This is a genomic window from Bacillus sp. FSL K6-0994, assembly GCF_038630815.1.
In the GTDB taxonomy this organism is placed as follows: domain Bacteria; phylum Bacillota; class Bacilli; order Bacillales; family Bacillaceae; genus Bacillus; species Bacillus safensis.
Map to the genome: position 1 here is coordinate 2,645,450 of NZ_CP152043.1, position 24,737 is coordinate 2,670,186.

25 protein-coding genes are annotated in these 24,737 nt (G+C 43.1%); 8 read left to right on the forward strand and 17 right to left on the reverse strand.

The genetic code is table 11. From position 1 onward, the window contains the following. Positions 1–109: 109 nt before the first annotated feature. The 5 genes from MHB69_RS13690 to MHB69_RS13710 all read right to left on the reverse strand — a co-directional run bounded on the left by MHB69_RS13690 (position 110) and on the right by MHB69_RS13710 (position 5,804). Positions 110–2,818: a DNA translocase FtsK gene (locus tag MHB69_RS13690; protein ID WP_342495683.1), complete on the reverse strand. Its 2,709-nt coding sequence runs from the start codon at positions 2,816–2,818 to the stop codon at positions 110–112. A gap of 195 nt (positions 2,819–3,013) precedes the next feature. Beyond that, complete coding sequence (ytpR, locus tag MHB69_RS13695) at positions 3,014–3,619, reverse strand: YtpR family tRNA-binding protein (protein WP_342495684.1); 606 nt, start codon at positions 3,617–3,619, stop codon at positions 3,014–3,016. A gap of 16 nt (positions 3,620–3,635) precedes the next feature. Continuing rightward, a complete protein-coding gene (locus MHB69_RS13700) occupies positions 3,636–4,448 on the reverse strand; it encodes a DUF1444 domain-containing protein (RefSeq protein WP_342495685.1) in 813 nt (270 codons plus the stop codon). 20 nt (positions 4,449–4,468) lie between these two features. Beyond that, positions 4,469–4,789 (reverse strand): thioredoxin family protein, encoded by a 321-nt coding sequence (locus MHB69_RS13705; RefSeq protein WP_024424860.1) that lies wholly within the window; start codon positions 4,787–4,789, stop codon positions 4,469–4,471. After that, a complete protein-coding gene (locus tag MHB69_RS13710) occupies positions 4,776–5,804 on the reverse strand; it encodes a PTS sugar transporter subunit IIC (RefSeq protein WP_046312093.1) in 1,029 nt (342 codons plus the stop codon). Before MHB69_RS13710 ends, MHB69_RS13705 begins: the two co-directional genes overlap by 14 nt. Before the next feature lie 200 nt (positions 5,805–6,004). Here MHB69_RS13710 and MHB69_RS13715 point away from each other — a divergent pair, with 200 nt between their 5' ends. Then, positions 6,005–6,451, forward strand: a complete 447-nt coding sequence (locus tag MHB69_RS13715; RefSeq protein WP_024426182.1) for a YtoQ family protein — start codon at positions 6,005–6,007, stop codon at positions 6,449–6,451. Positions 6,452–6,497: 46 nt separating this feature from the next. Here MHB69_RS13715 and MHB69_RS13720 read toward each other — a convergent pair whose 3' ends face one another. Then, on the reverse strand, positions 6,498–7,571 hold the full coding sequence (locus MHB69_RS13720; protein ID WP_034279511.1) for a M42 family metallopeptidase: 1,074 nt from the start codon (positions 7,569–7,571) through the stop codon (positions 6,498–6,500). 199 nt (positions 7,572–7,770) lie between these two features. Between MHB69_RS13720 and MHB69_RS13725 the strand changes: the two genes are divergently transcribed. Then, positions 7,771–8,085: a PepSY domain-containing protein gene (locus MHB69_RS13725; RefSeq protein ID WP_003217759.1), complete on the forward strand. Its 315-nt coding sequence runs from the start codon at positions 7,771–7,773 to the stop codon at positions 8,083–8,085. A 41-nt stretch (positions 8,086–8,126) separates the two neighbouring features. Here MHB69_RS13725 and MHB69_RS13730 read toward each other — a convergent pair whose 3' ends face one another. The 3 genes from MHB69_RS13730 to trmB form a co-directional block, all read right to left on the reverse strand. Next, positions 8,127–9,824 carry an NAD-dependent malic enzyme gene (locus tag MHB69_RS13730; RefSeq protein WP_081338903.1) on the reverse strand — a complete coding sequence of 566 codons (1,698 nt, stop codon included), beginning with the start codon at positions 9,822–9,824 and terminating at the stop codon, positions 8,127–8,129. A 74-nt stretch (positions 9,825–9,898) separates the two neighbouring features. Then, positions 9,899–10,747, reverse strand: coding sequence for an MBL fold metallo-hydrolase (locus MHB69_RS13735; protein ID WP_081124685.1), 849 nt, complete (start codon positions 10,745–10,747; stop codon positions 9,899–9,901). Between the two features lie 117 nt (positions 10,748–10,864). Next, complete coding sequence (trmB, locus tag MHB69_RS13740; RefSeq protein ID WP_024424866.1) at positions 10,865–11,506, reverse strand: tRNA (guanosine(46)-N7)-methyltransferase TrmB; 642 nt, start codon at positions 11,504–11,506, stop codon at positions 10,865–10,867. A gap of 188 nt (positions 11,507–11,694) precedes the next feature. Between trmB and MHB69_RS13745 the strand changes: the two genes are divergently transcribed. Continuing rightward, positions 11,695–11,970: a YtzH-like family protein gene (locus MHB69_RS13745; protein ID WP_024424867.1), complete on the forward strand. Its 276-nt coding sequence runs from the start codon at positions 11,695–11,697 to the stop codon at positions 11,968–11,970. On the opposite strand, the gene MHB69_RS13750 is transcribed toward MHB69_RS13745, so the two are convergent. The 4 genes from MHB69_RS13750 to thpR form a co-directional block, all read right to left on the reverse strand. After that, complete coding sequence (locus MHB69_RS13750; protein WP_024424868.1) at positions 11,967–12,767, reverse strand: phosphotransferase family protein; 801 nt, start codon at positions 12,765–12,767, stop codon at positions 11,967–11,969. The two genes, MHB69_RS13745 and MHB69_RS13750, sit on opposite strands and share 4 nt — an antisense overlap. Positions 12,768–13,051: 284 nt before the next feature. Further along, positions 13,052–13,981, reverse strand: coding sequence for a YegS/Rv2252/BmrU family lipid kinase (locus MHB69_RS13755; RefSeq protein ID WP_034279500.1), 930 nt, complete (start codon positions 13,979–13,981; stop codon positions 13,052–13,054). A 48-nt stretch (positions 13,982–14,029) separates the two neighbouring features. Continuing rightward, on the reverse strand, positions 14,030–14,965 hold the full coding sequence (locus tag MHB69_RS13760; RefSeq protein WP_041114966.1) for a hypothetical protein: 936 nt from the start codon (positions 14,963–14,965) through the stop codon (positions 14,030–14,032). A 25-nt stretch (positions 14,966–14,990) separates the two neighbouring features. Continuing rightward, a complete protein-coding gene (thpR, locus tag MHB69_RS13765) occupies positions 14,991–15,542 on the reverse strand; it encodes an RNA 2',3'-cyclic phosphodiesterase (RefSeq protein ID WP_034279495.1) in 552 nt (183 codons plus the stop codon). A 91-nt stretch (positions 15,543–15,633) separates the two neighbouring features. Here thpR and cysK point away from each other — a divergent pair, with 91 nt between their 5' ends. After that, the gene (gene cysK, locus MHB69_RS13770; RefSeq protein ID WP_169737547.1) at positions 15,634–16,566 is read left to right on the forward strand and encodes a cysteine synthase A; all 933 of its coding nucleotides are present in this window, start codon (positions 15,634–15,636) and stop codon (positions 16,564–16,566) included. A 48-nt stretch (positions 16,567–16,614) separates the two neighbouring features. Here the strand turns inward: cysK and MHB69_RS13775 are convergent, their stop codons facing one another. Next, complete coding sequence (locus MHB69_RS13775; RefSeq protein ID WP_144496318.1) at positions 16,615–17,241, reverse strand: Type 1 glutamine amidotransferase-like domain-containing protein; 627 nt, start codon at positions 17,239–17,241, stop codon at positions 16,615–16,617. A gap of 28 nt (positions 17,242–17,269) precedes the next feature. Continuing rightward, entirely contained in the window at positions 17,270–18,670 is a 1,401-nt protein-coding gene (pepV, locus tag MHB69_RS13780; RefSeq protein WP_144496319.1) for a dipeptidase PepV, read from the reverse strand. Positions 18,671–18,764: 94 nt separating this feature from the next. Here pepV and MHB69_RS13785 point away from each other — a divergent pair, with 94 nt between their 5' ends. Beyond that, positions 18,765–20,063: an NCS2 family permease gene (locus tag MHB69_RS13785; protein WP_034279487.1), complete on the forward strand. Its 1,299-nt coding sequence runs from the start codon at positions 18,765–18,767 to the stop codon at positions 20,061–20,063. A gap of 372 nt (positions 20,064–20,435) precedes the next feature. Continuing rightward, positions 20,436–20,657: a DeoR family transcriptional regulator gene (locus MHB69_RS13790; RefSeq protein ID WP_008356419.1), complete on the forward strand. Its 222-nt coding sequence runs from the start codon at positions 20,436–20,438 to the stop codon at positions 20,655–20,657. Between the two features lie 69 nt (positions 20,658–20,726). On the opposite strand, the gene MHB69_RS13795 is transcribed toward MHB69_RS13790, so the two are convergent. Both MHB69_RS13795 and MHB69_RS13800 read right to left on the reverse strand, forming a co-directional pair. Next, positions 20,727–21,443, reverse strand: coding sequence for a pseudouridine synthase (locus MHB69_RS13795; protein WP_144496320.1), 717 nt, complete (start codon positions 21,441–21,443; stop codon positions 20,727–20,729). Positions 21,444–21,459: 16 nt separating this feature from the next. After that, positions 21,460–23,082: a polysaccharide biosynthesis protein gene (locus MHB69_RS13800; protein WP_065214506.1), complete on the reverse strand. Its 1,623-nt coding sequence runs from the start codon at positions 23,080–23,082 to the stop codon at positions 21,460–21,462. A gap of 175 nt (positions 23,083–23,257) precedes the next feature. On the opposite strand from MHB69_RS13800, the gene MHB69_RS13805 reads away from it, so the two are divergent. Together MHB69_RS13805 and MHB69_RS13810 are read left to right on the forward strand one after the other, a co-directional pair. Further along, positions 23,258–24,529 (forward strand): NAD(P)/FAD-dependent oxidoreductase, encoded by a 1,272-nt coding sequence (locus MHB69_RS13805; protein ID WP_034279477.1) that lies wholly within the window; start codon positions 23,258–23,260, stop codon positions 24,527–24,529. Further along, complete coding sequence (locus tag MHB69_RS13810; protein ID WP_024424878.1) at positions 24,526–24,723, forward strand: hypothetical protein; 198 nt, start codon at positions 24,526–24,528, stop codon at positions 24,721–24,723. The genes MHB69_RS13805 and MHB69_RS13810 overlap by 4 nt, the downstream gene beginning before the upstream one ends. Positions 24,724–24,737 lie beyond the last annotated feature (14 nt).

Below are 24,737 nucleotides of genomic sequence, written 5' to 3' on the forward strand. Positions count from 1 at the left end.
CTTATTTTACATAAAAAAGCGCTCTGACAGACATGCGAAAAGCGTCCAATTACAAAATTTCACCTATGTGCTATCATACCATGTTTATGAAAAAAATGAAGTGGTTTGTTTAGATCAACTGTTCTAAGTCACTCAGTGTCATGAGCACTTCTCTTGGCTTACTGCCTTTCGCACCAGAGATCATGCCCTCGCGCTCCATCATGTCAATCAACCTGGCTGCACGGTTGTAGCCAATTCTAAATCTTCGCTGCAAACTTGATGTACTAGCGCTATTCTGCTCGATGGCAAAACGGCAGGCATCCATAAACAATTCATCTTCGTCTGTAATCGCAGAGCCCTGCAGCATGAGTTCCTCCTGTTCAAAAAGGAACACTGGCTTGCGCTGCTTTCTCACATGTGCCACCACTTGATCAATCTCACGGTCTGATACAAAGTTCCCTTGCAGCCTTGTCGGTTTGCCGGAGCCATTTTCTAAGAAGAGCATGTCTCCTTTTCCGAGAAGCTTTTCTGCACCTGCCATGTCAATGATCGTTCTTGAATCCACCTGACTTGAAACAGAAAATGCAATTCTTGTTGGAATATTAGCTTTAATGAGACCTGTAATGACATCAACAGAAGGTCTTTGTGTCGCAATCAATAAGTGAATGCCGCATGCTCTTGCTTTTTGTGCAATTCGGCAGATGCTTTCTTCGACTTCATTTGGTGCGACCATCATTAAATCAGCCAGCTCATCGATCACCACGACGAGATAAGGCAGTTTTTCTCCCATTTGTTTTTCTTTCACAAGCTCATTGAATCGTTTAATTTCTCTCACGCCAGAGTGTGCAAATAGTTCATAGCGTCTTTCCATTTCATCCACTACCCATTTCAGAGCAGCTGTTGCTGTCTTGGCATCGGTAATGACGGGACTCACAAGATGCGGAATGTGATTATACGGCGCTAATTCAACCATTTTAGGGTCAATTAAGAGCATTTTCACTTCATCTGGTGATGCTTTAAACATGAGGCTCACTAAAATCGTATTAATGCAGACGCTTTTTCCTGAACCAGTGGCTCCGGCAATTAAGCCATGGGGCATTTTTTGCAGATCAACCACGACAGGCTGGCCTGAAATATCTAATCCGAGTGCCGCTGTTAAAGGAGATGGATTGTCTCTAAACGCACTGCTTCTGATCATTTCTCTTAAGAACACCATTTTACTGTGCAGGTTTGGCACTTCGATCCCGATTGTGTTCTTTCCTGGAATCGGGGCTTCAATTCGAATATCCTTTGCGGACAAACTAAGTTTAATATCATCTGATAGGTTCGTGATTTTGTTCACTTTGACACCTGGTTCTGGATGTACTTCAAACCTTGTCACAGAAGGGCCCTGTGTGACATGAACCACACTTGCTCTTACATTGAAATTTTTAAGTGTTGCATTGAGCAGCTCAGCCCGCTCTTTCACCCATGTCCCGTCCTCTTCTTTTTGAGCTGGCGGTACGTCTAAAAGGGCGAGACTTGGAAAAACATACCCTTGTGTATCGGCTGCTTTCTTTTGCCCTTGCACGCGCTGATCGCTTTTTAACATCATGACATTAAACGGAACCGTAGAGGTTTGGCCGCTTGTGCGTTGTGGCTGCGGAGATGTCTGTTTTGGTTCTTCTTTCTTGACTTCCTGCGTTTGTTCTTGCTGCTCTGTCTGCTCTATAACCGTTTCTGCCGGTTCAGATGCAGTTTGTTCCTCTCTTACTTGTTCTACTGACATCACTTCAATTTCAGCTTCTTGAACCAGCTGATCTTCCTGCAGGTCATGTTGGACTGGCTCAGCTTCTTCAAATGCTGCCGCTGGCGCTTCTTCTTGTTTGTTTTCTATTGGATCAGCTTCTACTTCTTCCACCGGTTCTGCTGAAATGTTTTCTGTTAACACCGCTTCTTCTGCTGGAATGTCTAATTCCATTTCAATCGCTGGCTGCGAAGGTTCCGGTGTTTCGAAGGTCAACATCTCTATTTCCTCAGTATGCTCTTCAAACTGATGGACAGACTCGTCCTTTATTTCTTCTTCATCACTGGAAACAGCCTGTTCCGGCTCAGACTCTACCGGCTGCTTCTGATAGACTTCGGCTTGCTGCTTATGTAAATCAGCTTCATGATGAACTTCTGGCTCGATGAAAGGCTCGTCAGTTAAACGTTCCATCGTCGATTGAACATGATCTTGATAAGCGAGTTCCTCTTGCAATGTATGCGGGGTTACTGCTGGCTCCTTATCTGCTCTCTCTTCTGCTGACGCAGAAACCATTTCCTCGATACGTTTTTCTTTCTGTATTGACGGGATGTTCATTTGCTGTCTGACATTCCGTTCACGCTCTGCCTCTTCTGATAACAGTGTGACACGCTGCGCCGTTTCTTCTGCTGCTTTCCTTTGAACTGAAGCTGTTTCTTCTTTTGCATCTGCCCGTTTTGGACGCATATCCTGATGATAGCCATAGATCGGTGATGGAATTTGTTCTGGCTTGAATGGCTTTTTATTCATATCAGGCTGAAGCGTTTGTTTAGGCTGATAGGTTTTCTGCTTTGCCTTTGGCTGGCTTGGTTTCACGCGTCTTCTCTCCTGCTTCACTCCATCACGCTGGGGTTCATCTGGAACGAGCGGAAAGCGAAAGTTCCCTTTTGGATATTCATAATACACTTTCGTATCTTCGATTTTTTTATATTCTTTATGCGGTTCAAAAGCTGGCTGCTTTGGTGCAGCTAGATCTTCTTCAGGTCTTGCAGCTTTTTCTTCTTTCTTTTCTTCTCCTAAAAATACACTGAAAAATTTATCTAACCAACTCATCATTTATCACTCACTTTAACTCCCCTTACGTTTTCTTGGGCGATTTTTAGTATACCATTGCTTTTTCATGCAGAAAAGCGAGAAAAGTGCCGCTTTATGCTGTTCATGCTGTTGTAGATGAAAAAAAGTCACTAAGTACGTACTTAGTGACTTTTGGTATAACACATTCTTCGCTCCTATGTGCCCGTTTATGGGAGGTTACGCTTTAAAGGGTTCGCCAGCTTGATGGCTTCCATCTAAAACAAGAATCCCTTTTTCAGCAGGTGCGTCTGGAAGATCTAACTCTTTTGCAGAACAAATCATGCCGCTTGATGGAACGCCTCTTAGCTCAGCATCTTTGATGACCATACCGCTTGGCATCACTGCACCGACCTTCGCCACCACAACATATTGGCCTTGGTCAACGTTTGGTGCACCGCACACGATTTGTAAGGTTTCATCGCCCACATCAACTTGGCAAATGTTTAATTTATCTGCATTCGGATGCTTTTCTTTTTCCTTTACATAGCCGACAACAAATTTTGGTGATAGATCCACAGTCAACGTTTCACTGACACCGTTACGGTTTAAAATTTCATTGATATCTTGAACAATGGTTTCAGAAAGCGGAACAGATCCTTTTTCTTCAATTTTCATGTAAGTGGATGCATTGAAGATATTAAAGCCTGTTGTTTCTTTTGTTTCTTGATTGAAGATTCGTACAACATCTCCAAACGTCTCATGACCTACTTCTTCTCTCGTCACATCTTTCAATGAAATAAGGAGTGTGTCGCCTACACCTTCTGCATTATAAAAAACGTTCATTCTTCAAAATTCCCTTCTACTGCTGTTTTGGTCTGCTTTTTGCAAGTATAAAGATCGGTTCAAGCTTACCCTCGTCATATAAAAATGACAATGCGGTAATCGGAACCGTGCCGCTGGCGAAGAAGCTCATCGACATCTGTCCTAAAATATCATAGCCTGAATCATTGCGAACATCAGCAATGATGAATACATCTTGATGGGGAACAGAAATCGCCATTTGTCCTTCTATTTTTTGCGCGTATTCTTGTAATAACGATTCATTTAAAAGTCTGCTGGCGTCATACCCGTCATTTGCACGGAAGAAATAAAACCGGTTGCCTGCCACTTCATCCATTTTCACTACTGTTTCTAGAGAACGGACGTTGAAGCTTGCAGTTTCTCTGATTCGCTCTTTTGTCCAGTTTTCCTTTTGGAGCATCTTTTCATCAATTAGTCGGTAGGTGCTTCCAAGGTCAAGCGCATAGTAGATTCTCGTTTCTGCTGTATGCTCATCAAACACAAGCGGAATCCCATCACTTGATGCCTCAGGAAAGGAAGTGGAACGAATGACCGGATAGATCTGCTTTTCTTTTCCTGAGATGTGCTGCGCTTCGCCTTTCATGGCACTCAGCGCTTCTTTCGCATAATAGACGATCTCATCGATTGTTTCATCAGGCTTTACTTCCCACTTTGCAATAATTGGCGGGAGTTCTAGTGTGATGCCTTTGCCTGTTTGTTTATCTTCAATACGAAGCGTATCTTTTTCCCGGTCAAACTCGTGTGACCAGCTGTCGTTCGTCAGACGGCTTTTGAGTTCATTCGCAAGCTGTCTTGATGTCATTTTTGCCATCGTTTTAGACTCTCCTTTCGTTATTTAGAAAGAGAATCTGTTAAAAATGCTTCAATCTCTTCCTTTGTCTTACGATCTTTGCTGACAAAGCGGTTAATCTCTTGTCCGTTTTTAAAGACTAAAAAGCTTGGAATACCGTAAATTTCCCACTCTGCACAAGTGTCAATGAACTTGTCTCTATCGACATAGAAGTACTCAAATTCTGGGTAGTTTGCTTCAAGCTCTGGCAAGAATGGCTCAATAAATGTGCAGTCCGGGCACCAGTCAGCCGAAAATAGCAATACGGTTAAGTCTTCTTGAATCACTTTTTGTAATTCTTCGTTTGATTCAATTTTTTTCATGTTTCATTCCTCCAGTTTGTATGGTTAAATCTCCGAATTGTATATAGCCTTTCTTTCTCATCCATTCTGATACTACCAAACTAATCACTGCCGGGCCAACGATATGCAAGAGAGCGATCGCCAGAAATACAGATGGATGAAACCCCATGACGGTCAGCGTCATGAGTTGTCCAACAAGCCCGCTCGTTCCCATTCCCGCTCCTGCCGCATTATTGACCATCCCAAAGCCAATAATACCAATTGGCGCGAGAATCAGACCAGCAATTGTCGGCGGAATCAGGATGAGGGGGTTTTTCACAATGTTCGAAAGCTGCAACTTTGACGTTCCAATGCCGACAGCCGCAAGACCGCCAAAGCGATTTTCTCTAAAGCCTGCAGCGGCAAAGCCGACCATTTGAGCACAGCAGCCAATCGTTGCAGCACCAGCAGCTGACCCGCTTAAGTCAAGCATGAGCGCAAGTGCAGCACTTGAGATCGGAGAACTGAGAGCAAGTCCAACAATGGTCGCTACCAGCATGCCCATGATCAGCGGGCTTTGATCTGTCCCCCACATGATGAGCCTGCCGAGCCCTGTCATCATGGCTTCAATTCCAGGTCCGATTAGGGCAGCGGTGAAAAAGCCAGTGATAATGGTGACAAGCGGCGTTAAAATAATATCAATTTTTGTCTCACCACTGACCAGCTTGCCTAGTTCCACACCAATTAATGCTGCGGCAAAGCTTCCAGCAGGCCCCCCAAGCTCTGCTCCTGCAGCGCCTGAGACAACACTTGCAAAAATGATCAAAGGAGATGCATGTAAACGGTACGCAACTGCTACGCCGATCGCCGGTCCCATGAGCCCCATGGCAAGGGTTCCCATTTTAATGATGAGTGGAAGTGATAACAGACCGCCTGCTGTTTTTAAAATCAGACCTACCACTAATGTAGCAAATAGACCTAAAGCCATATAAGAAAGTGCATCAATGAAATACACCTTTGGCGAAAGGGAGATCCCCTTTCTTTTTAAATAAGTCATCAACGTCGTCTTCCTGCTTTCTCATAGGAAAGACGAAGAGGCCTGTCCTTCCCATTATATGTAGTATTCTTGCGATGAAAAATAGTCTCTACCATGAATATCATAATCATATTTTTTTTGCTTTATCAAGCACTTCTTGTGTAACATGAAAAGAAACAGGACAAACCTTTACTAAGTTTGTACAAAAGGAGGAGATCGTTATGCAATTAACTGTCTATTTAGCTGGAGAAATTCATAGCCAGTGGCGTGATGAAATCAAGGAGAAAAGCCAATCTTTGAAGCTGCCGGTGACATTTGTCGGTCCAATGGAAAATCATGACCGCTCAGATAACATCGGTGAGGATATTTTAGGTGAGCAGCCGAATGCCATTTTCAAAGATGATGCTGCTTCTGATTTGAACAATTTCCGCACTGAAATTCTATTAAACAAAGCAGATGTCGTCATTGCGCGCTTTGGTGAGAAATATAAGCAGTGGAACACAGCCATGGATGCATCTGCTGCGATTGCAAAAGGTAAACCTCTTATTTTAATCCGTCCAAAAGAGCTGCACCATCCGTTAAAGGAACTATCAAACAAAGCAAATATCACTGTGGAAACCGTAAACCAAGCGATCAAGGCGTTATCTTATGTGTTTGAACAGCAATAAGAAAAAAGGCTGCTCTCATTGAAGAAGCAGCCTTTTTCTATTCTATTTATACTTGTTGGTAAATAGAATCCACTGTACTTTGATCACAATTTTTGACAAGGCGGACAATTAACTCTTTTGCCGCTGCGTAATCATCCACATGCAAAACAGAATGACTTGTATGAATGTAGCGTGCACAAACTCCAATGACAGCAGAAGGCACACCTTGGTTTGAAATATGAACACGTCCAGCGTCCGTACCACCCGGTGATACGAAATATTGATATGGAATGTTGTTTGTCTCAGCAGTATCAAGTACAAAGTCTCTCATTCCGCGGTGCGTAATCATTGTCCGATCAAAAATACGCAGAAGTGCACCTTTTCCAAGCTGGCCGAACTGTGTTTTGTCACCTGTCACATCGTTTGCAGGACTCGCATCTAAAGCGAAGAAAAGATCTGGCTGAATCATATTCGCAGCTACCTCAGCTCCTCTAAGCCCAACTTCCTCTTGAACAGTTGCTCCTGAGTACAGCTGACATGAAAGTGATTCGTCTTTTAATTCTTTTAATAATTCAATTGCAAGGCCGCAGCCATAGCGGTTATCCCAAGCCTTCGCTAAAATCTTTTTTGGATTCGCCATTGGGGTAAAAACCGTTGCAGGAACGATTTGCTGTCCTGGACGAACGCCAAGCTCTTTTGCCTCTTCTTCACTGTCTGCACCAATATCAATGAGCATATCTGACGGCTTCACAGGTTTGCTTTTTTGTTCTGGCGTGAGAAGGTGAGGAGGTGTACTAGAGACGACACCAGGAATTGGCCCGTGATCGGTATGGACGTCCACACGCTGCGCCAGCATGACTTGACTCCACCAGCCGCCAAGTGTTTGAAAACGAATCATCCCGTTTTTCGTAATCGATGAGACCATGAATCCGACTTCATCCATATGACCCGCTACCATAATTTTCGGTGCGTTTTCCGGTCCCTTGCGTACGCCAAACACTCCGCCAAGACGGTCTTGAATGAGTTCATCAGAATATTTCTCAAGTTCCTTTTTCATAAAAGCACGCACATGGTGCTCATTTCCTGGAGTTCCCTGTAATTCTGTTAAATTTCGGAAAAGCGACAATGTTTCTTCGTTCATTCTACAGTTTACCTCGTTTCTATGTAATGACCATATATATTCCTATAAAAATAACACTCACTTTATACTATAAGAATTCTTTCGGTTTTCCAAGTATCTCTCCAGAAATTTTGAATATGCTTTCAAGTATTCGGATTCCTTAACATCGTTGGACAAGTTTTGTATAATGGAAAAAACAGCAATACGGAGGTGCAGCACGTTGAAGTTAAAACATGTTCTGATTGGTGCGAGTATTGGCGTAGCCGCTGCAATTGTTGCAAAGAAAGTATTTTTCCCTACGTATATCTCATCTGAAAAAGCATTAAAAATTGTGAAATCTGCTTTTAAACAGCGCGGCCCAATTGATGGCTCTTGGATTTATACTGTACCAGAACCGTATACCGTAAATGGCGAAACGATTGATGTATACAAATCTGGCATTACCCGCTCTGCATTTGGTGAGCTTGAACAGTATGAAGTGATGATTGATGCCAAAACTGGCATGATCGTGGATGTAATTGATTCTGTTGCTTGATCAAGAAAGCTTCGCAAAGACATGTCCTTGCGAAGCTTTTTTTATATGGCTTTGATTTTTTTGTAGACAGGATGCCACATAGCGTCCTGCACAGCCTGAATGAGATCATCAGGCGTTTCTTCTGCAATTCCTTCATCAATTGCTGCCTGCGCCACACGGACGGCCACTGTCGCTGAAACGGTTCGAAGCTGATCGACACTTGGCAGCATCGCTGCACCCGGCTTCCCAACATTGACCATGCTTGCAATGGCTTCAGCACTCGCAACAAACATACTATCTGTCATGAGGCGTGCTTTTGACACAATTGTGCCTAGACCAAGGCCTGGGAAGACAAGGGCATTATTCGCTTGTCCAATTTCATATGTCACGCCGCCATATTCGACAGGATCAAATGGACTTCCTGTTGTCACAAGGGCACGTCCTTCAGTCCACTCGATCAGATCTTGCGGCTTTGCTTCTGAAAGAGGTGTCGGATTCGACATCGGTAAAATCGCAGGACGCTCCACGTGTGACGCCATTTCTTTTACAATTTCCTCTGTAAATGCTCCTCCGACCGTCGAAGTGCCAATTAAGATTGTTGGTTTCGCCTGCTTGACGACCTCTAATAGATCAATCGAATGCTTTGGACCATTACGGGCATAATCCTTTACTTCGTCAGAGCGCCTTGCATACGGCTTTTGAAATGGCTGAATGTCAGGTGAATCATCTGTGAGCAGCCCCGTTTTATCAATACACCAGAAATGATCGTAGGACTCCTCTTCTTTGACTCCATCTCTGACAATGGCATCACGGATTTGCTCGGCTATGCCAATACCTGCCGTACCCGCTCCAAAAATGACAATACGGTGATCTTTCAGCGGAACCTTCGAAGCTTTTGCACATGCCAGAACTGCAGCAAGTGAAACGGCGCCAGTCCCTTGAATGTCATCGTTAAATGTACAAATACGGTCCTTATATTTTTCCAATATCGCACGGGCATTCTTTGTCCCAAAGTCTTCCCAGTGAAGGAGTGCATTTGGGAAAGTAGCGCGGGCGAGCTCGACATATTGATCAATGAACTGATCATAGCGCTCTCCTCGAACGCGGGAGTGCTGGTTTCCAACATAAAGCGGATCATTCAAGAGACTTTCCTGGTTCGTTCCGGCATCAAGCACTACTGCCAGCACGCGGCTGGGATCAATGCCTGCTGCAGCTGTATAAACAGCAAGTTTTCCAACTGAAATGGCAATCCCGCCAACGCCCCAGTCTCCAATACCTAAAATGCCTTCTGCATCCGTTGCAACGATTAAGTCGATTGATTCATCGACACCATAAGAGGCAAAAATCTCCTCCATGCCTTCCAGATCATCAATCGATAAATAGAGCCCTCTCGGCTTTCGATACTCATGGCTATAACGCTGAATAGCCGTTCCTACAGTCGGCGTGTAGACAATCGGAAGCATTTCCGCCAAGTGCTCATTTAGCAGTTTGTAAAAAAGCACTTCATTTCTGTCATGAAGCGCTGTTAAATACACATTTTTCCCCAGTTCATCAGGCTGTGCCTTGAACTGTTCATATGCACGCTTTGCCTGATCCTCTAAGGTTAAGACCTTAGGCGGAAGAAATCCCTTTAACCCGAGCTCCTCCCGCTCTTCCTTTGTAAATGCAACCCCTTTGTTTAAATAAGGGACTGACATGACTTCCATCCCTCTTAATGGTGTTTCGATCACATCACCATGTACACGATAAAATTGGTTCACCTGCACTCTTCCTTTCACAAGTTCATTTTGTCGTTATTTTGTGTGAAAGGTGAAAAAAACATACAGATGATCTTTTATCTTCCTGTTTCTCTTTTAATTTCGTGTGTGATCTGCCCGTCTTCGTCCCATTTTACAGCACGATAAATGGCATCATGATAAAACAAGTACCACGCATTTTTTTCTTCTGCAAATGCCTGCCACTTTTGCTTGGCTGGAATCGAGGTCATTGGGTAATCATCATATGCCAAAACCCAAAGTGGATTTTTATGAGCATGTGTTGGCATGATATCAGCTAAATGAATCGCTGTTTCTCCCTCACTTGTGAGCGTTAAAATGCTATGACCATTGCTATGGCCGCCTGTATGATGCAGCTCGATTCCTTCTGTCACTTCGATGCTTTCTTCAAATGTGACGACTTGATCTGCCACAGGCTCCCAGTTTTCTTTCCAATATGTATTTCTTGAGCGAATGTTTGGCGCTCTCATTTCATCCCATTCGATTTTCGATGTGATGATTTTTGCCTGCTGAAAAACAGACACAAGCTTATCGCCTTCACGTTTTGTTAATCCGCTGGCATGATCAAAGTGCAGATGTGTCATCAATACGTAATCAATATCTGCTGGGCGCAGGCCAAGCGCCGCTAGAGATTCTTCCAATTTGGTTTCCTCTGTCACGCCGTAATTGCGTTTTTGTTTATCTGTCAGCTTCCCTGATCCGATGCCGGAATCCACTAACAGGTGAAGACCCTTCCACCGAATGAGAATTGGATCACATCGTAATTCAATTTGATTGCGGTCATTTACCGGGTATTTTTTTGACCATAATGGCTTTGGCACGACACCAAACATCGCTCCGCCGTCCATGTGCGTATCTCCCCCGTTTAACCAAAACAGTTCCATTTCACCTATTTTCATTGTCTCCATTGCTGTCATCCCTCCTTTTTCTATCGTAGCAAATACAGCCAAAAATCGCATGCACCAATCTTTTCATAAAAAAAGCTGACTGCCATTTTTCTATTGCAGCCAGCTTGATATCACTTGTTATTCTGGGAATTTGACTTCTGATCGATAGATCGGTTGTCCCATAGACGAGAATTTCTCTTCATATTCAGTCATCACGTTTCCTTCTAAGCCGTCCTCATGTAAATCTAGGCTGACATACGTTAAAAGAAGGCCATATGCAGAAAAACTTTTTAAGGAATATTCAAATAACCCGCGGTTATCTGTTTTGAAATGTAACTCACCACCTGGACGGAGTATATGTTCATATCGCTCTAAAAAGGTTTTAAACGTCAATCTGCGCTTTTCGTGTCTTGCTTTTGGCCACGGATCAGAGAAATTCAAATACACCCGGTCAATCTCATTTTCCGCAAAAACATCTGTCAGCGTCTCAGCATTGATGTTCAAAAGCTTTACATTTTCAACATCTGTCTCTTTGATTTTATCTACTGCCGTCACAATAACACTTTTAAATAATTCAATGCCAATATAGTTGATATCAGGATGAAGCTTGCCCATTCCAGCAATAAAGCTCCCTTTTCCTGTCCCAACTTCGATATGGATTGGATGATCATTTCCAAACAGCTCATGCCATTTCCCTTTATATTGCTCGGGACTTGCTAAAGCAATATGAGCATTCTCAGCTAAGTAATCATCCGCCCATGGTTTATGTCGCATTCTCAATTTGATACACCTCTATTTTCTTTACATTTTATCAAGATACCATGAAACATAAAGACCCGCAAGACAGCATCTTCTATGTCCATATAAAAAGACCAGCCCTTCGCTTGAGCTGGTCTGCCGCATGTATAAATTGGACGCTGAATGCACAGTTTAACCTCATAAATGACACGCAGGAAAGGAGCATTTGTATGGGTTTAAACCGTCAACATCAGCTTCAATTAATCAAAGATATTTTAACCGATCACCAGCTGGATTGCTGCGGGACTGTTGCAGAATATGAACAGGTGGGACGCGTGATTCAATTAATGCTGGCAAAAGAAGATCTGGATGCCGACATTCGTCAGCTGTTAACAGATATTTATGATTACAGCCAAAAGGGCACCTCTGTCAGTTCAATTGATGCACATATTGAGGAGCATCAATCACATCTGTCTGAGTGGGTCGAGAACATTCCACTGTCTTAATGGATGTTTAACCGTTTTAAGAGTGCATTTAGCTCCGCTTGCACTTCTTTTTGCGCCTTTTCATTCCCTTTTCGTTTATGCCAAACGACAAACGATACGGTTTCAGCGAGCACGTACCACGCCATGCGCTTTCGCAAATTGTCCGTCAGCGGGGCGCCGTACATAGAGAGCCAGCTTTCCCAGTTCTCTTCCTCAACATAATGGTATAAAAGCGGTCCAAGATCAATCGCTGGGTCTGCAATCATCGCCCCATCCCAATCGATCAAATAGAGCTGGTTTTCATCTGTCAGCAGCCAATTATTATGATTGAGATCGCAATGACAGACGACCTTGTCCTCAAAATGGACAGCCTCCACATGCTTCTCTAAATACTGGATGGCACGCGAAATGTCTTGTGAATCAATTTGCTCGTTTAATATGGACTGTTTCAGATGCATCAGAATGGATTCTGGGTCTAGAGAGTGCTTCTCTAATCGTTTCAGCATATCGAGCAATTCTTTTGATGTATGGATTTTTCTTAGCTGCTCTGCTACAGGACGATCATTCATGTCCTTTGGCTTCAGCTCTCTGCCGCTCAGCCAGTGCTGTGCAGTAATCACATCTCCATTTTCCATCCGTTTTGTCCAGACAAGCTTCGGCACAATGCCTTCAGCTGACAAAACCGCAAGAAACGGTGACGTATTGCGTTTTAAAAATAGCTTTTGGTCATTGTGTGTTGCGAAGTACGCATCTCCCGTAGCGCCTCCAGCCGGAGAGATATGCCATTCGCTACCTAATATTTGTCCCAACCAGTTCATATCAATTTTCAACCCATCATTTCTTAAAATATTTTAAATCTTGCTTTTTTAGTCGACAAAATTCAGCCGATTGAGGATCAATTGGCTGTTTCTTTTTTTATTTATATGATCATAAAAACAAAAAGGACAGCTATTGAGAATGAGATGCTAAACAATAGCCGTCCTATAGATTTTATCGTTACCTTCTTATACTCGTCAAGCAAAACTAAAAAATCAGGACAAGAACCTTACGAAAAAGAAGGCTTTTTTCATGGTTCTTTGACTAAGGATATACCGCAAGTTATTTAAGCACGTAATTTTAAGGATCGTTCACTTGCCTTTACAAAGACAGGCGTTGCGCCGATCACTTCTCCATCTGCGTGAAATAAGATTTTTTCATCTGCTTCTAAAAACGCTTCCTCATGCTGAAACAGGGTAACCCCCTTCATCCCAAGGTGCTTTCGGAACACCATCGCGCTTAGAAACAAGAGGACTTTGAATGGATTCAAATCTGTGACAACCAACGTTTGAAAACCTGGCTGCCTCGCACTCACTTCCGGTGCCGCTTCCAGCCCTCCCCCGTAATACGGGTGATTGCAGACGATCACAAACCACACTTGGCGAAAGACTTTCTTCTCATTTTCAATAAATAACGCAAGATCAAACGGCTTAAACGACCATAAAGAATGGAGAAATGACAGAGGGTAGATGATAAAGCCAAGCCCCAGCCGTTTCAGCCACTTTTTCCCTCTAAAATGCACCGTTTTCCTCAGTACATGTGCGTCAAACCCCGCGCCGATATGATTGAGAAAGAGAACAGATTGCGGACTTTCGGCATGATCTTGAAAGGAGCCGAGAGAAAATGTTTTGGTGAGCATTCTCTTTTGCTTTCTCACTTCTTTTAGGACATCATGACGATGGATACCGAGACCCTTCGCAGCATCATTCCAATGACCAGCAGGGACAAAACTAAGCTGCACATGATCGATTTCCTTTAAGCCATTCAGTACTTCATGAATGGTGCCGTCACCGCCAATAACAATCAAGCGCTTCAGCCTGTCATCCTGCATGGCACTGATTTGTCTTGCCAAAACTTCTGCATGGCCTTCATGCTGGGTGAGAAATGATCGATAAGAGACCTCCACCTTTTGTAATTCTTTCTCTATGCTCCTCCATGTGCGGAGTCCTTTTCCATGTCCTGCTTCTGGATTAACGATAAAGTACCATTCATTCATATATTAGCTCCACTCAGGTCTCATTTTTCGTGACCTTCCATCATGCCTTTAATCGAGCCATTCCTGTCTTCTTTTGCTGTCTGATTCACCATAAGCAAGCAATGCCTTTGTCGCCTTAAATTGCTGATGCTTTGTCGGCGCCGTATTTTTCCGCTGCTTTTCAAACCACTCTTCTGCCTTCTTCTTATCGATAACCTCCATCCCATATGGAACTTCAGGTAAATCAATATAAGAGGTTCGGCTGATGAGGATTTTTTTCACAGGAAGGTCTACACCACTTTGCTGTAAGATCTTTGACACGACGGTGCCAGATCGCAAAAGGCTTGCACAAGGATTCAAGACGGACTGAACAGCTTTCCCAGTCGCCCGTTTTTCCCAAAAACGTTCCTTCGTTCCGATATAGACGCTGTCTGGCTCAGCCTCTAAGAAAGATAAACAGATCACTTCGATCGGCGTGATGAGTATCGGACATAATTCCATCTCAGCTTTTTGAATAAGAAGCACCGGCTTGTACATCACAAAATAAGAATCCGGAAGCTGCCTTGCAAGCATCCGCAGCTTTTCATCATACCGAATATGATGGGAAACGGTTGAAATATGGGAAATCGTCGAACTCGCCCATTTTAATTGCACTTCAAAGAGATGATCCTTAAAAAAGTGAATCAGCTTCGTTTCATCGGTAGGAACGTTTCTGAAAACCCCTTGCTCTATATCTGTCGGCTCGTTAAAAAGACTCAGGTCCCGTTCCTTTTTCATATCGGCTTCTTTTTGCTTTCTCTTTAAGGAGAATTTCTTTCTCTTTTCTTCCTCTTGTTCTGGAGCTTGTTGAGGAATTTGATCAAACGGTTGCTGCGCCTCCTCTTTTGAAGCCTTTTTTAACTCGTCCCATCTTTGTTTTTTCAACCGATTGAATTGATTGATATAGTGATGCGGGTCTTGTTCATATCGTGATATATAATCTTGAATTTTGATAATTTGCGCCATCTGCTGCTCACTCCAACTTCTAGAATCATTTATGTAGTGTAAATTGTTTGATTGCGTGATAACGAGGGGTTTCCTTCGGACGTATTTCAAATAAAGTGATACGAGAAACCTCCATCACATATGGCTCTTTGCGTAAAGGTGCTTGCTTTTCATAAGGGTCATCCGCATTCCATTTGCGCGCAATCGTCATATGCGGATGAAACGGTCTCTTTTCAACAGGGTGTCCTGCTGACAAAACGGCTTCCTTTACCTTTTCTCTTAAATGCATGAGCGGCTCACTTTCATGAGGCTTTGCAAAAAAGACTCTTGGGCGTTCTTTCGCACCAAACTGCCCTACCTCATTCAGCTCTAGTGGAAATGCAGACGCTTCATTTGAAAGGATGTCAAGCAGCTGGATGATCTTTTTTAAACGCTCTTCTGGAATGGCTCCTAAAAAGATAAGGGTCACATGATAATCATGTGGTGCTGTCCATTTTTGAAAGAACAATCCGCTCCTTTGATCAATGTCCTGTTTGATTTGATGCGCAAGTTGTTCAGGGATGTGAATCCCTATAAAATAATGACGGCTTTCTGACACAATATCACCTGTCCTTTTTTAACAAACTTTACGAATCCCCATTGATGATAGTATAACTAAAGAAATGCGGAATGAGAAGAAAGGGTGTCATCTGATGAAAGTAGCACAAAATATAGCTGAGCTGATTGGCGATACACCACTTGTCAAATTACAGCGGCTCCAGCCAGAAAATGCGGCGGCTGTTTACTTAAAGCTGGAATCATTTAATCCGAGCGGAAGTGTAAAAGACCGCGCGGCTTACAATATGATCGTCGAGGCAGAAAAACAAGGGAAACTCACAAAAGGAGCAACCATTATTGAGCCTACGAGCGGGAATACAGGGATTGGTTTAGCCATGAATGCCGCCGCAAGAGGCTACAAAGCCATCCTTGTCATGCCTGATACGATGACAAAGGAAAGAATCAATATTTTGAAGGCATACGGGGCGCAGGTCGTCTTAACCCCAGGAGAAGAAAAAATGCCGGGCTGCATCCGCAAGGCTGAGGAACTGGCTGCTCAAATTCCTCACAGCTTTATTCCCATGCAGTTTGACAATAGAGCGAACCCAGATGCACATAGAGGCACAACAGCAGTCGAAATTATGGAAGCTGTGAAACAACTTGGACAGCCTCTTGGAGCCTTTATCGCAACAGCTGGAACTGGCGGTACTATTACAGGAACTGGAGAGGAATTAAAAAAGGCATTCCCTCATTTAACCATCCGTGTGGCAGAGCCTAAGGGCTCCCCTGTCTTATCTGGCGGGAAACCTGGGAAGCATAAGCTCGTTGGCACAAGCCCAGGATTTATCCCCCATATTTTAAACGAGCACGTCTATGATGACATCGTTCAGGTAAGTGACGAAGATGCGTACCACATCACACGGCAGCTCGCTCAGCTTGAAGGAATTTTGGTAGGCCCATCCTCTGGGGCGGCTTGCTATGCAGCCATTGAAACAGCCAAGCAATTGCCGGCAGATCAAATTGTGATCTGTATGACAGCAGATACGGGCGAACGATACTTATCCAGTGATGTTTTTCAAAATTAAAAAAGGAACAGGGCGATGAATCCCTGTTCCTTTTTCTTCATTTCACGGTTAAGATGCTTTGACAGATTTCACTTCAGCCTGTTCCCCTCTGATAAGTAAAGCCTGTTCATCAGTAAGCGGACATAAATCAAGCGTCTGCTGATGCTTCTCTGTGATTTGCTGCGCAGCCTCGCCTAAATAGGTATTGTGCATATGCGGTACTGGATAGCGGCTTATTTCATTGAAAGCTTGATATGATGAAAGCTCCGGTGCCTTCTTTTGATCATCCATCAGAGAGATATATTCAATGCTTGGCGCCATGATAACACTCCCAGCAGACTCTCCGATGTACAGCTTGCCGTTGTTGATTTCTTCTTTCAACACGTCATCGAGACGATGCTTTCTTAATTCCTGCAATAAATAAAACGTGTTGCCTCCTGACACGTAGATCACATCATTTTGTTTGATCATTTGCGAGATCTCTTCAGCGGACTGTTCATTTATTTGCACAGTCTCAAGCAGCATCCCTAATTGCTGAAAGGCTTCCTTCGCTGCCTCCACATAATGCGTGACTTCTTCCACAGCACTTGCCGTTGGAAAAAAAGTCACACGCTTTCCTTTTAATGATTCCCCCGCAAAGTCAGATAAGAGAGAATAGCTGTCTTTGAATGAAGAGCATAAGAACATTTTTTTCACTGTGAATTCCCTCTTCTCTTTTCCATTTCTATTTTGCTAATTCATACATAGCTTGTGCGTAAAGAGCTGCTGCTCTCAGTAAGTCATCAATTTCAATATATTCATCCTTTTGATGGGCGCAGTCTGGCCTGCCAGGAAATAAAGGTCCAAAGGCAACGCCTGCTTCTAAAGATCTTGCATACGTTCCTCCCCCAATGGCAATAAGGGTTGCAGGATCTCCCGTTTGTTCCTCATATACCCGCTGCAAGGTTTTCACAAGCGGATGATCTTTTGAGACGTGGTGCGGAGGGCTGTCTTCGAATTTTAGCAGGGCTGCCCCTTTGATGCTTTCAATTCCTTTTTTGACGTCCTTGCCGTCTGCTGTTACTGGATAGCGGACATTTAACCCTAGCTTTGCTGCCTCATTCTGTTTATAGCGGATTGTCCCAACATTCAACGTCAAATCTCCACTAATCTCATCTTTGCAAGCAATTCCCAGCTTTTGTCCTCTTGTATCCTGATCAAATAAAGCGTTGATTTGGGAAGTAAAGGCAAGTCCCTGCTCATCTAATTCGTGTCCGCATAAGAAATTCGCCATATGAATGCCCGCATTTGTCCCATGCGCCGGCTCCATGGCATGAACGGACACCCCTTTTAATGTAAAATGCTGTCCATCTGCTGCGCTTTTTACCTCGCCAGATAATTGATGATCAGCAAGATAGGCTTCGAAGGCTGTTTTTAATGATTCAGCATCGTGTTCCTGTGCAGCAGTTACAGTAGCAGCTGCCTCATCCGGTACCATATTGAGCCTCATACCCGATGTAAATTGCTTCAGCGTATAGCGCTGATGATTCGCTGTTTGTTGATATGTAAATGACACAACCGCATCAATGATCCCTTTTTCCGCATGAATAATTGGAAAATCGGCATCTGGTGCAAATCCGATTTGCGGCATCGCCTCATGCTTGAAATAATGGTCCACACAGCGCCAATCGCTTTCTTCATCTGTTCCAATGATCATGCGTATTTTTTTCGACAGCTGCAGACCAGTATCTTTTAAGATCTTCAGCGCATAAAATGCCGCCATTGTTGGGCCTTTGTCATCAATAGCCCCGCGTGCAAAGATTTTATTTTCTCTGATGTCAGCTGAAAATGGCGGGGTTGTCCAGCCGTCACCAGCAGGCACCACGTCCACATGGCAAAGCACACCTACAATGTCATCGCCTTCCCCATATTCAATATGACCCGCATAGCCGTCGACATTCTTGACTGTGAAGCCTTCGTCTTCCCCTTTTTTCAGCATATACTGCAGGGCATCATCGACTTTTTCACCAAATGGCTTTCCTTCTTTGCCGCCTTCTTCATCAAGGACACTTTCAATTTGTAAAAAAGATTGTGTGTCCTTGATCAAATCGTCTTTTTTTCGTATTACTTCAGCTTCCCAATTCATTTTTCCATTCCTCCTTGAAAAAAGGTTGCAATCCACCCTTAAAACGAATATTATATTAATTGTTTTGTAATAATGTTCGTAAATGGAGGATTTTATGTTTCAGTTAAAAGAAAATCAAACCAACATAAAGAAAGAAATAATCGCTGGTATGACGACATTCTTTACTATGGTCTATATTGTTGCCGTCAACCCGGGAATTCTTTCAAAAGCAGGTATTCCTTTTGACCAAGTCTTTACTGCAACAATCATCGCTGCTGTTGTCGGTACGCTCTGGATGGCACTATTTGCAAACTATCCGATTGCCATTGCACCAGGCATGGGGCTGAATGTCTATTTCACCTTTACCGTTGTCGGCGGTGGCGGCATCAGCTATCAAACAGCGTTTAGTGCGGTATTTGTTGCTGGTATACTCTTTATTATTTTATCGTTAACATCCCTTAGAAAACAACTGATTCAAGCCATTCCAGATAATTTAAAGTACGGCATTACAGCAGGCATCGGGCTTTTCATTGCATTCATCGGCCTCCGTCAGTCTGGAATCATCGCTGCTGATCCAGAAAACCTTGTGAAGCTTGGCAATTTAAGCTCGCCTGTTGTCATTTTAACGCTTGTCGGCTTAATGATTTCGGTTATTTTAATGGTTCTGCAAATAAATGGTGCACTGTTTATCGGTATGTTAGCGACCACATTGATTGCGCTCGCAACTGGCCAGCTTCATTTCCCTAAAACACTGATGGACATCCCTGCACTGCCTGAAGGCATGCTGATTACAAATCCAATCTCTGCCTTTGGTGACGTGTTCTCTCATCATTTGTATGCCGTCGTCTTCTCCTTCTTACTGGTGACGATTTTTGATACAACAGGCACGATGATCGGCGTTGCAGAACAAGCCGGATTAATGAAAAATGGCCAGCTGCCAAAAGTGCGCAGAGCCCTGCTCGCTGACTCGGCTGCAACGACGGTTGGTTCTATGTTTGGTACAAGCCCAACCACTGCTTATATTGAATCATCATCAGGAGTTGCTGCTGGCGGAAGAACTGGGCTGACGTCTCTAACGGTCGCTGCACTGTTTATTGTGGCATTATTTTTTGGCCCGCTCGTTCAAGCGATTTCTTCTTTACCATCCATCACATCACCTGTTTTAATCATTGTTGGCTGTTTGATGATGAACTCAGTGTCACGCATTCGCTGGAACGAACTAGACGAAGCATTCCCTGCTTTTCTTGTCATTCTTTCGATGCCGCTGACTTCTAGTATTTCTACAGGGATTTCACTTGGATTTATTTCATATCCGCTTGTGAAATTGGCGAAAGGGAAATGGAGAGAAGTACATGTGCTTGTTCTCATCTTTGCGGTCTTATTTTTCATTCAGCTCTTTTTCTTAGAAGGATAACAGAAACAAAAAAGGCACATCCTCACATGGAATGTGTCTTTTTGCTTTTCACTGAATTTTTTATTTTGTAAATTTTCTGTGTTTATTTTTTGGACATTTGAAAATGTCAGCTCCAATCGCATCCCTTATCATTATTGGGTTGTAACCGGATTCAAATCATGATATATACCATATTTCATTTCATGAAGACAAGTTTAAAAACACGTAAAGTTGACTTTTTGGTGGAACTAGATGCATAATAACGTGTATAATAGAATAAAACATTAACAAACACGAACATTTACCATTGTTGCATGTCCTTATTTCGCAGTTTTAGTGTAGTAAGTTGTGGTTAGTCAAGTCCATCCGATCTTATTGATAGGGAGTGGTTTTTTGAAACCTTCAACAAACCGTATGATGACTCGAATCAAATCAGTCTATATGTTCATTCAAGAGAAAGGTCTTGTGACGACACAAGAGCTGGTTGATGAATTCGGGATCACACCTAGAACCATTCAAAGAGACTTAAACGTGCTTGCCTATAACGATCTTGTTCATAGTCCAAGCAGAGGCAAATGGGAAACAACGAGAAAAAAAGTAAAAATATCATCTTAAGCGTATAATGAATTGTCCATATAACAAAAAGAACCGGCGATATGCCGGTTCTTTTCTTTTGTTCTTATGTTATTCGCGATTCATTAAGCTGTCTAATTCTTCATCCGTCAATTCACGGTACTCTCCAGGTGCTAGATCTTCATCTAAAGAGACAGCCCCCATCGAGAGCCTTTTTAAAAAGATCACTTCATTTCCCACCGCTTGCGCCATCAGCTTCACTTGATGGTACTTCCCTTCAGTAATCGTTAAACAAATGCGTGTATCTTCGTCTTCATTCGCATCTACTTCCACCTTCGCCGGCTTCGTGTGATAATCATCTAAGATGACAACGCCCTCTTCAAGACGCTTAATGTCTTGATCTCCTAAAGGATATTTCAAATGAACCTCATACGTTTTTGGCACATGCTTTTTTGGAGAAAGTAATTGATGAGCAAGCTGTCCATCATTTGTGAGGAGAAGGAGACCGACCGTATCCTTATCCAGTCTCCCCACAGGGAATGGCTCCCTTGCGATATCCTCCGGCTCAAGTAAATCGACAACCGTTTCATCCCGCAGATCTTCAGTTGCTGAGATCACCCCGTCTGGCTTGTTCATCATTAAGTAAATGAATTCTTTATATTCTACACGCTCTCCGTGTACGAGCACTTCATCATTTGATGGATCAACATGATCTTTCACCTGCTTTGCCACTTCTCCATTCACTGTGACCGCCCGGGCCTTGACAAGCTTTTTCACATCTTTTCTTGAACCAAAGCCGCTGTTAGCAAGTAATTTATCAAGCCTCATGAATATCTACCTCTTCTTAACTCTTTTTTCTTAAAAATTTCGGCATACGGCTGCCAAGTACACGCTCTAGTAATCCCACCTTATAAGACAAGAACATATACACACCGCCGCCAGTGATCATGGAAATCAAAATGACGATACCCGCTTGTACAATTCCGCCTTCATAAGAAATCACTTGGCTCACAAGTTGACTTGTCACATATGCCACGACAGCCATGATCGCCGTTAAAATACCAATGAGAATAAAACGTTTGAAAATTCTGCGGAACGAATAGCCGGCATGGCGTTTAATCATGATAAACATATACAAGATGGACGCACTGTAGCCTAATGCTGTTGCAAGTACAGAACCATTTCCTTGCAGCCAGCTGATCAGCGGGATGTTCAGAACCGTTTTAATAATGATCCCTAACAAAAGACTGACGATGGCAAATTTTTGTTTGTTGATCCCTTGCAGAATCGCTGCATTAATGGTGAATAAAGAAAACAATAATGCAACAGGTGCATACCAGAACAAAATGGAGATCCCAATCTCAGGATGAACAGACGGATAGAAAAACCAATAAACCGGTCCAGCCAATGCTGAGATACCAAATGATGCAGGCAGCACGAAAAATAAAATGACTTGCATCGTCTGATCAATTTGTCTATTGAGCAGCTTGTAATTACGTGCTGTAAATGATTCCGTTATCGTCGGAATCAAGGTTAAGCCAAACGCTGTTGCAAGTGACACAGGAATCATCACGAGCTTCGGTAAATATAACGTCACAATGGACAATACCGCTGTGCTAATATCCTGATGTCCTGATGCAATCATGGCTCTGTTAATTGTGTTTGTATCGATATAAGAATAAATTGGAATCGCAAGTCCAACAAATACATACGGCGCTGCATAGCTAAACAGCTCTGTAAACATTTGCTTATAAGATAATTCAGAGTGAGCGCCTGTATTCGGCTGCATAGATAAGAGCCGGTCTTTCCGCTTCAGCCAATATAAATAAAGCGTGAATAAACCGCCAAATGCACCGATCAGTGCGGCAAATGTTGCATATCCGACAGCAATGACAAGCCCGCCGTCAAGCACCTTTAAAATAATAAACGTCGCCGTTAATAGGAAGATGATTCTGACAAGCTGTTCAATCACTTGGGAAACAGCTGTCGGTCCCATCATGGAGTGTCCTTGGAAGAACCCACGTACAAGACTCATGATCGGTACAACCAAAAGACCTAAGCTGACCATTCGAATCACATATACTACTTGATCGACAGTCAAACCGCCTGTTTCATTTGATCCGCCAAGCTGAATTTTGGCAAAAATCGGTGCGGACAAATATAAAATAGAAAAGGCGATAATCCCGGTGACAAGCATGACCGACATACCCGCCCTGAACATTTTTCTTGTTGTCTCATAATCGCCGATCGCATTATATTTGGAAACAAATTTTGATACCGCTGTTGGAAAACCAAGCGTAGCAATACTTAAAAAGATCGTATATTGATTGTATCCATATTGGAATAACGCTCCACCAGTTGCTCCAACCATTGCGCTAAATGGAATTAAATAAATCATACCCAGAATACGAGAGAGATACGTCCCTATCGTTAAAACCAACGTACCACGAAGCAGTTTATTAGACATGCGCTTAACCACCATTTTTCTAATGAATATTCAACTTAACTATTTTACCACATCAATTCAACACACAGGTAACAAATCCAATACGGAAGTCACAAAACCAATCAATTCATATTTCAGCCTTCCCTAATCTTCGATATAATAGAAAAATGACTGAAAGTAGAAAGAGGAATGTAACATGAAACATTATGATGTCATTGTCATTGGCGGCGGACCTTCTGGGCTGATGGCCGCAATTGCATCAGCAGAGCACGGCGCTACTGTTTTGTTAATTGACAAAGGAAACAAACTTGGCAGAAAGCTGGCCATTTCTGGCGGCGGACGCTGTAACGTCACCAATCGCCTTCCAGTAGAAGAAATCATCAAGCATATACCCGGAAACGGCCGTTTTCTATATAGTGCATTTTCTGAGTTCAACAACGAGGATATTATTTCGTTTTTTGAAAACCTTGGCATTGAACTAAAAGAAGAAGACCATGGACGTATGTTCCCTGTCTCAAACAAAGCACAATCTGTTGTGGATGCCCTTCTAGACAGGCTCCGAGCCCTCAATGTCACCATTCGAACGAACGAAAAAATTAAAACAGTTCTGTATCAAGACGGACAAGCAGCTGGAATTGTTACAAATAATGATGAAAAAATTTCAAGTAAGTCTGTCGTCATTGCTGTCGGCGGAAAAAGTGTGCCGCATACCGGCTCTACTGGTGACGGCTATGCATGGGCAGAAGCAGCCGGTCATACCATTACAGAGCTCTTCCCAACAGAGGTACCGGTCACATCCGATGAACGATTTATTAAAGAAAAAGTGCTTCAAGGTCTTTCTTTAAGAAGTGTGGCTGTCAGTGTCTTAAATAAAAAAGGGAAACCCGTCGTCACACACGTCATGGATATGATCTTTACTCACTTTGGTTTATCAGGTCCAGCTGTTCTTAGATGCAGTGGATTTGTTGTGAAGGAATTGAAAAAACAGCCGAGTGTACGTCTTCAAATTGACTTATATCCGAAGCTGAATGACGAGGAGCTGTTCCAAAAGCTTCATCGCGACCTAAAAGATGAACCGAAGAAAGCCATTAAAAATGTCCTCAAGTCTTGGATGCAAGAACGCTATTTATTGTTTCTGTTAGAACGGAACGGGATTGATCCACAAGACACATTCTCTGGTCTAGCCAAGGATAAACTGCGTGCATTTGCCCATGATTGCAAACATTTTATTGTGCATGCAAATGGTACGCTATCCTTGGACAAAGCGTTTGTGACAGGAGGCGGCGTTTCTGTGAAGGAAATTGAACCGAAGAAAATGGCGTCTAAAAAAATGCCCGGTCTTTATTTCTGCGGAGAAATTTTAGACATCCATGGCTACACAGGCGGCTACAATATCACATCAGCACTTGTGACAGGCAGGCTTGCCGGCATGAATGCTGCACTAGAAGCAAAGGAGAGAGATCAATGATCAGACGTGCATTACCGATTGTTCTTGCGGTCGTTATCAGTTTGACAGCTGCTGTTTTCTTGAAGCTGTCCATTACCCCGTTAAAAGTCGCCATTGTTTTGGCGTTTACCATTTTCGCAGTATGTTTAAAAGAATATGTCTACCGTCTTCGTAAACGAATTGAGGAAAAATCGTCTTCCCATATCGATAGTTGATAAATGAAAGCAAA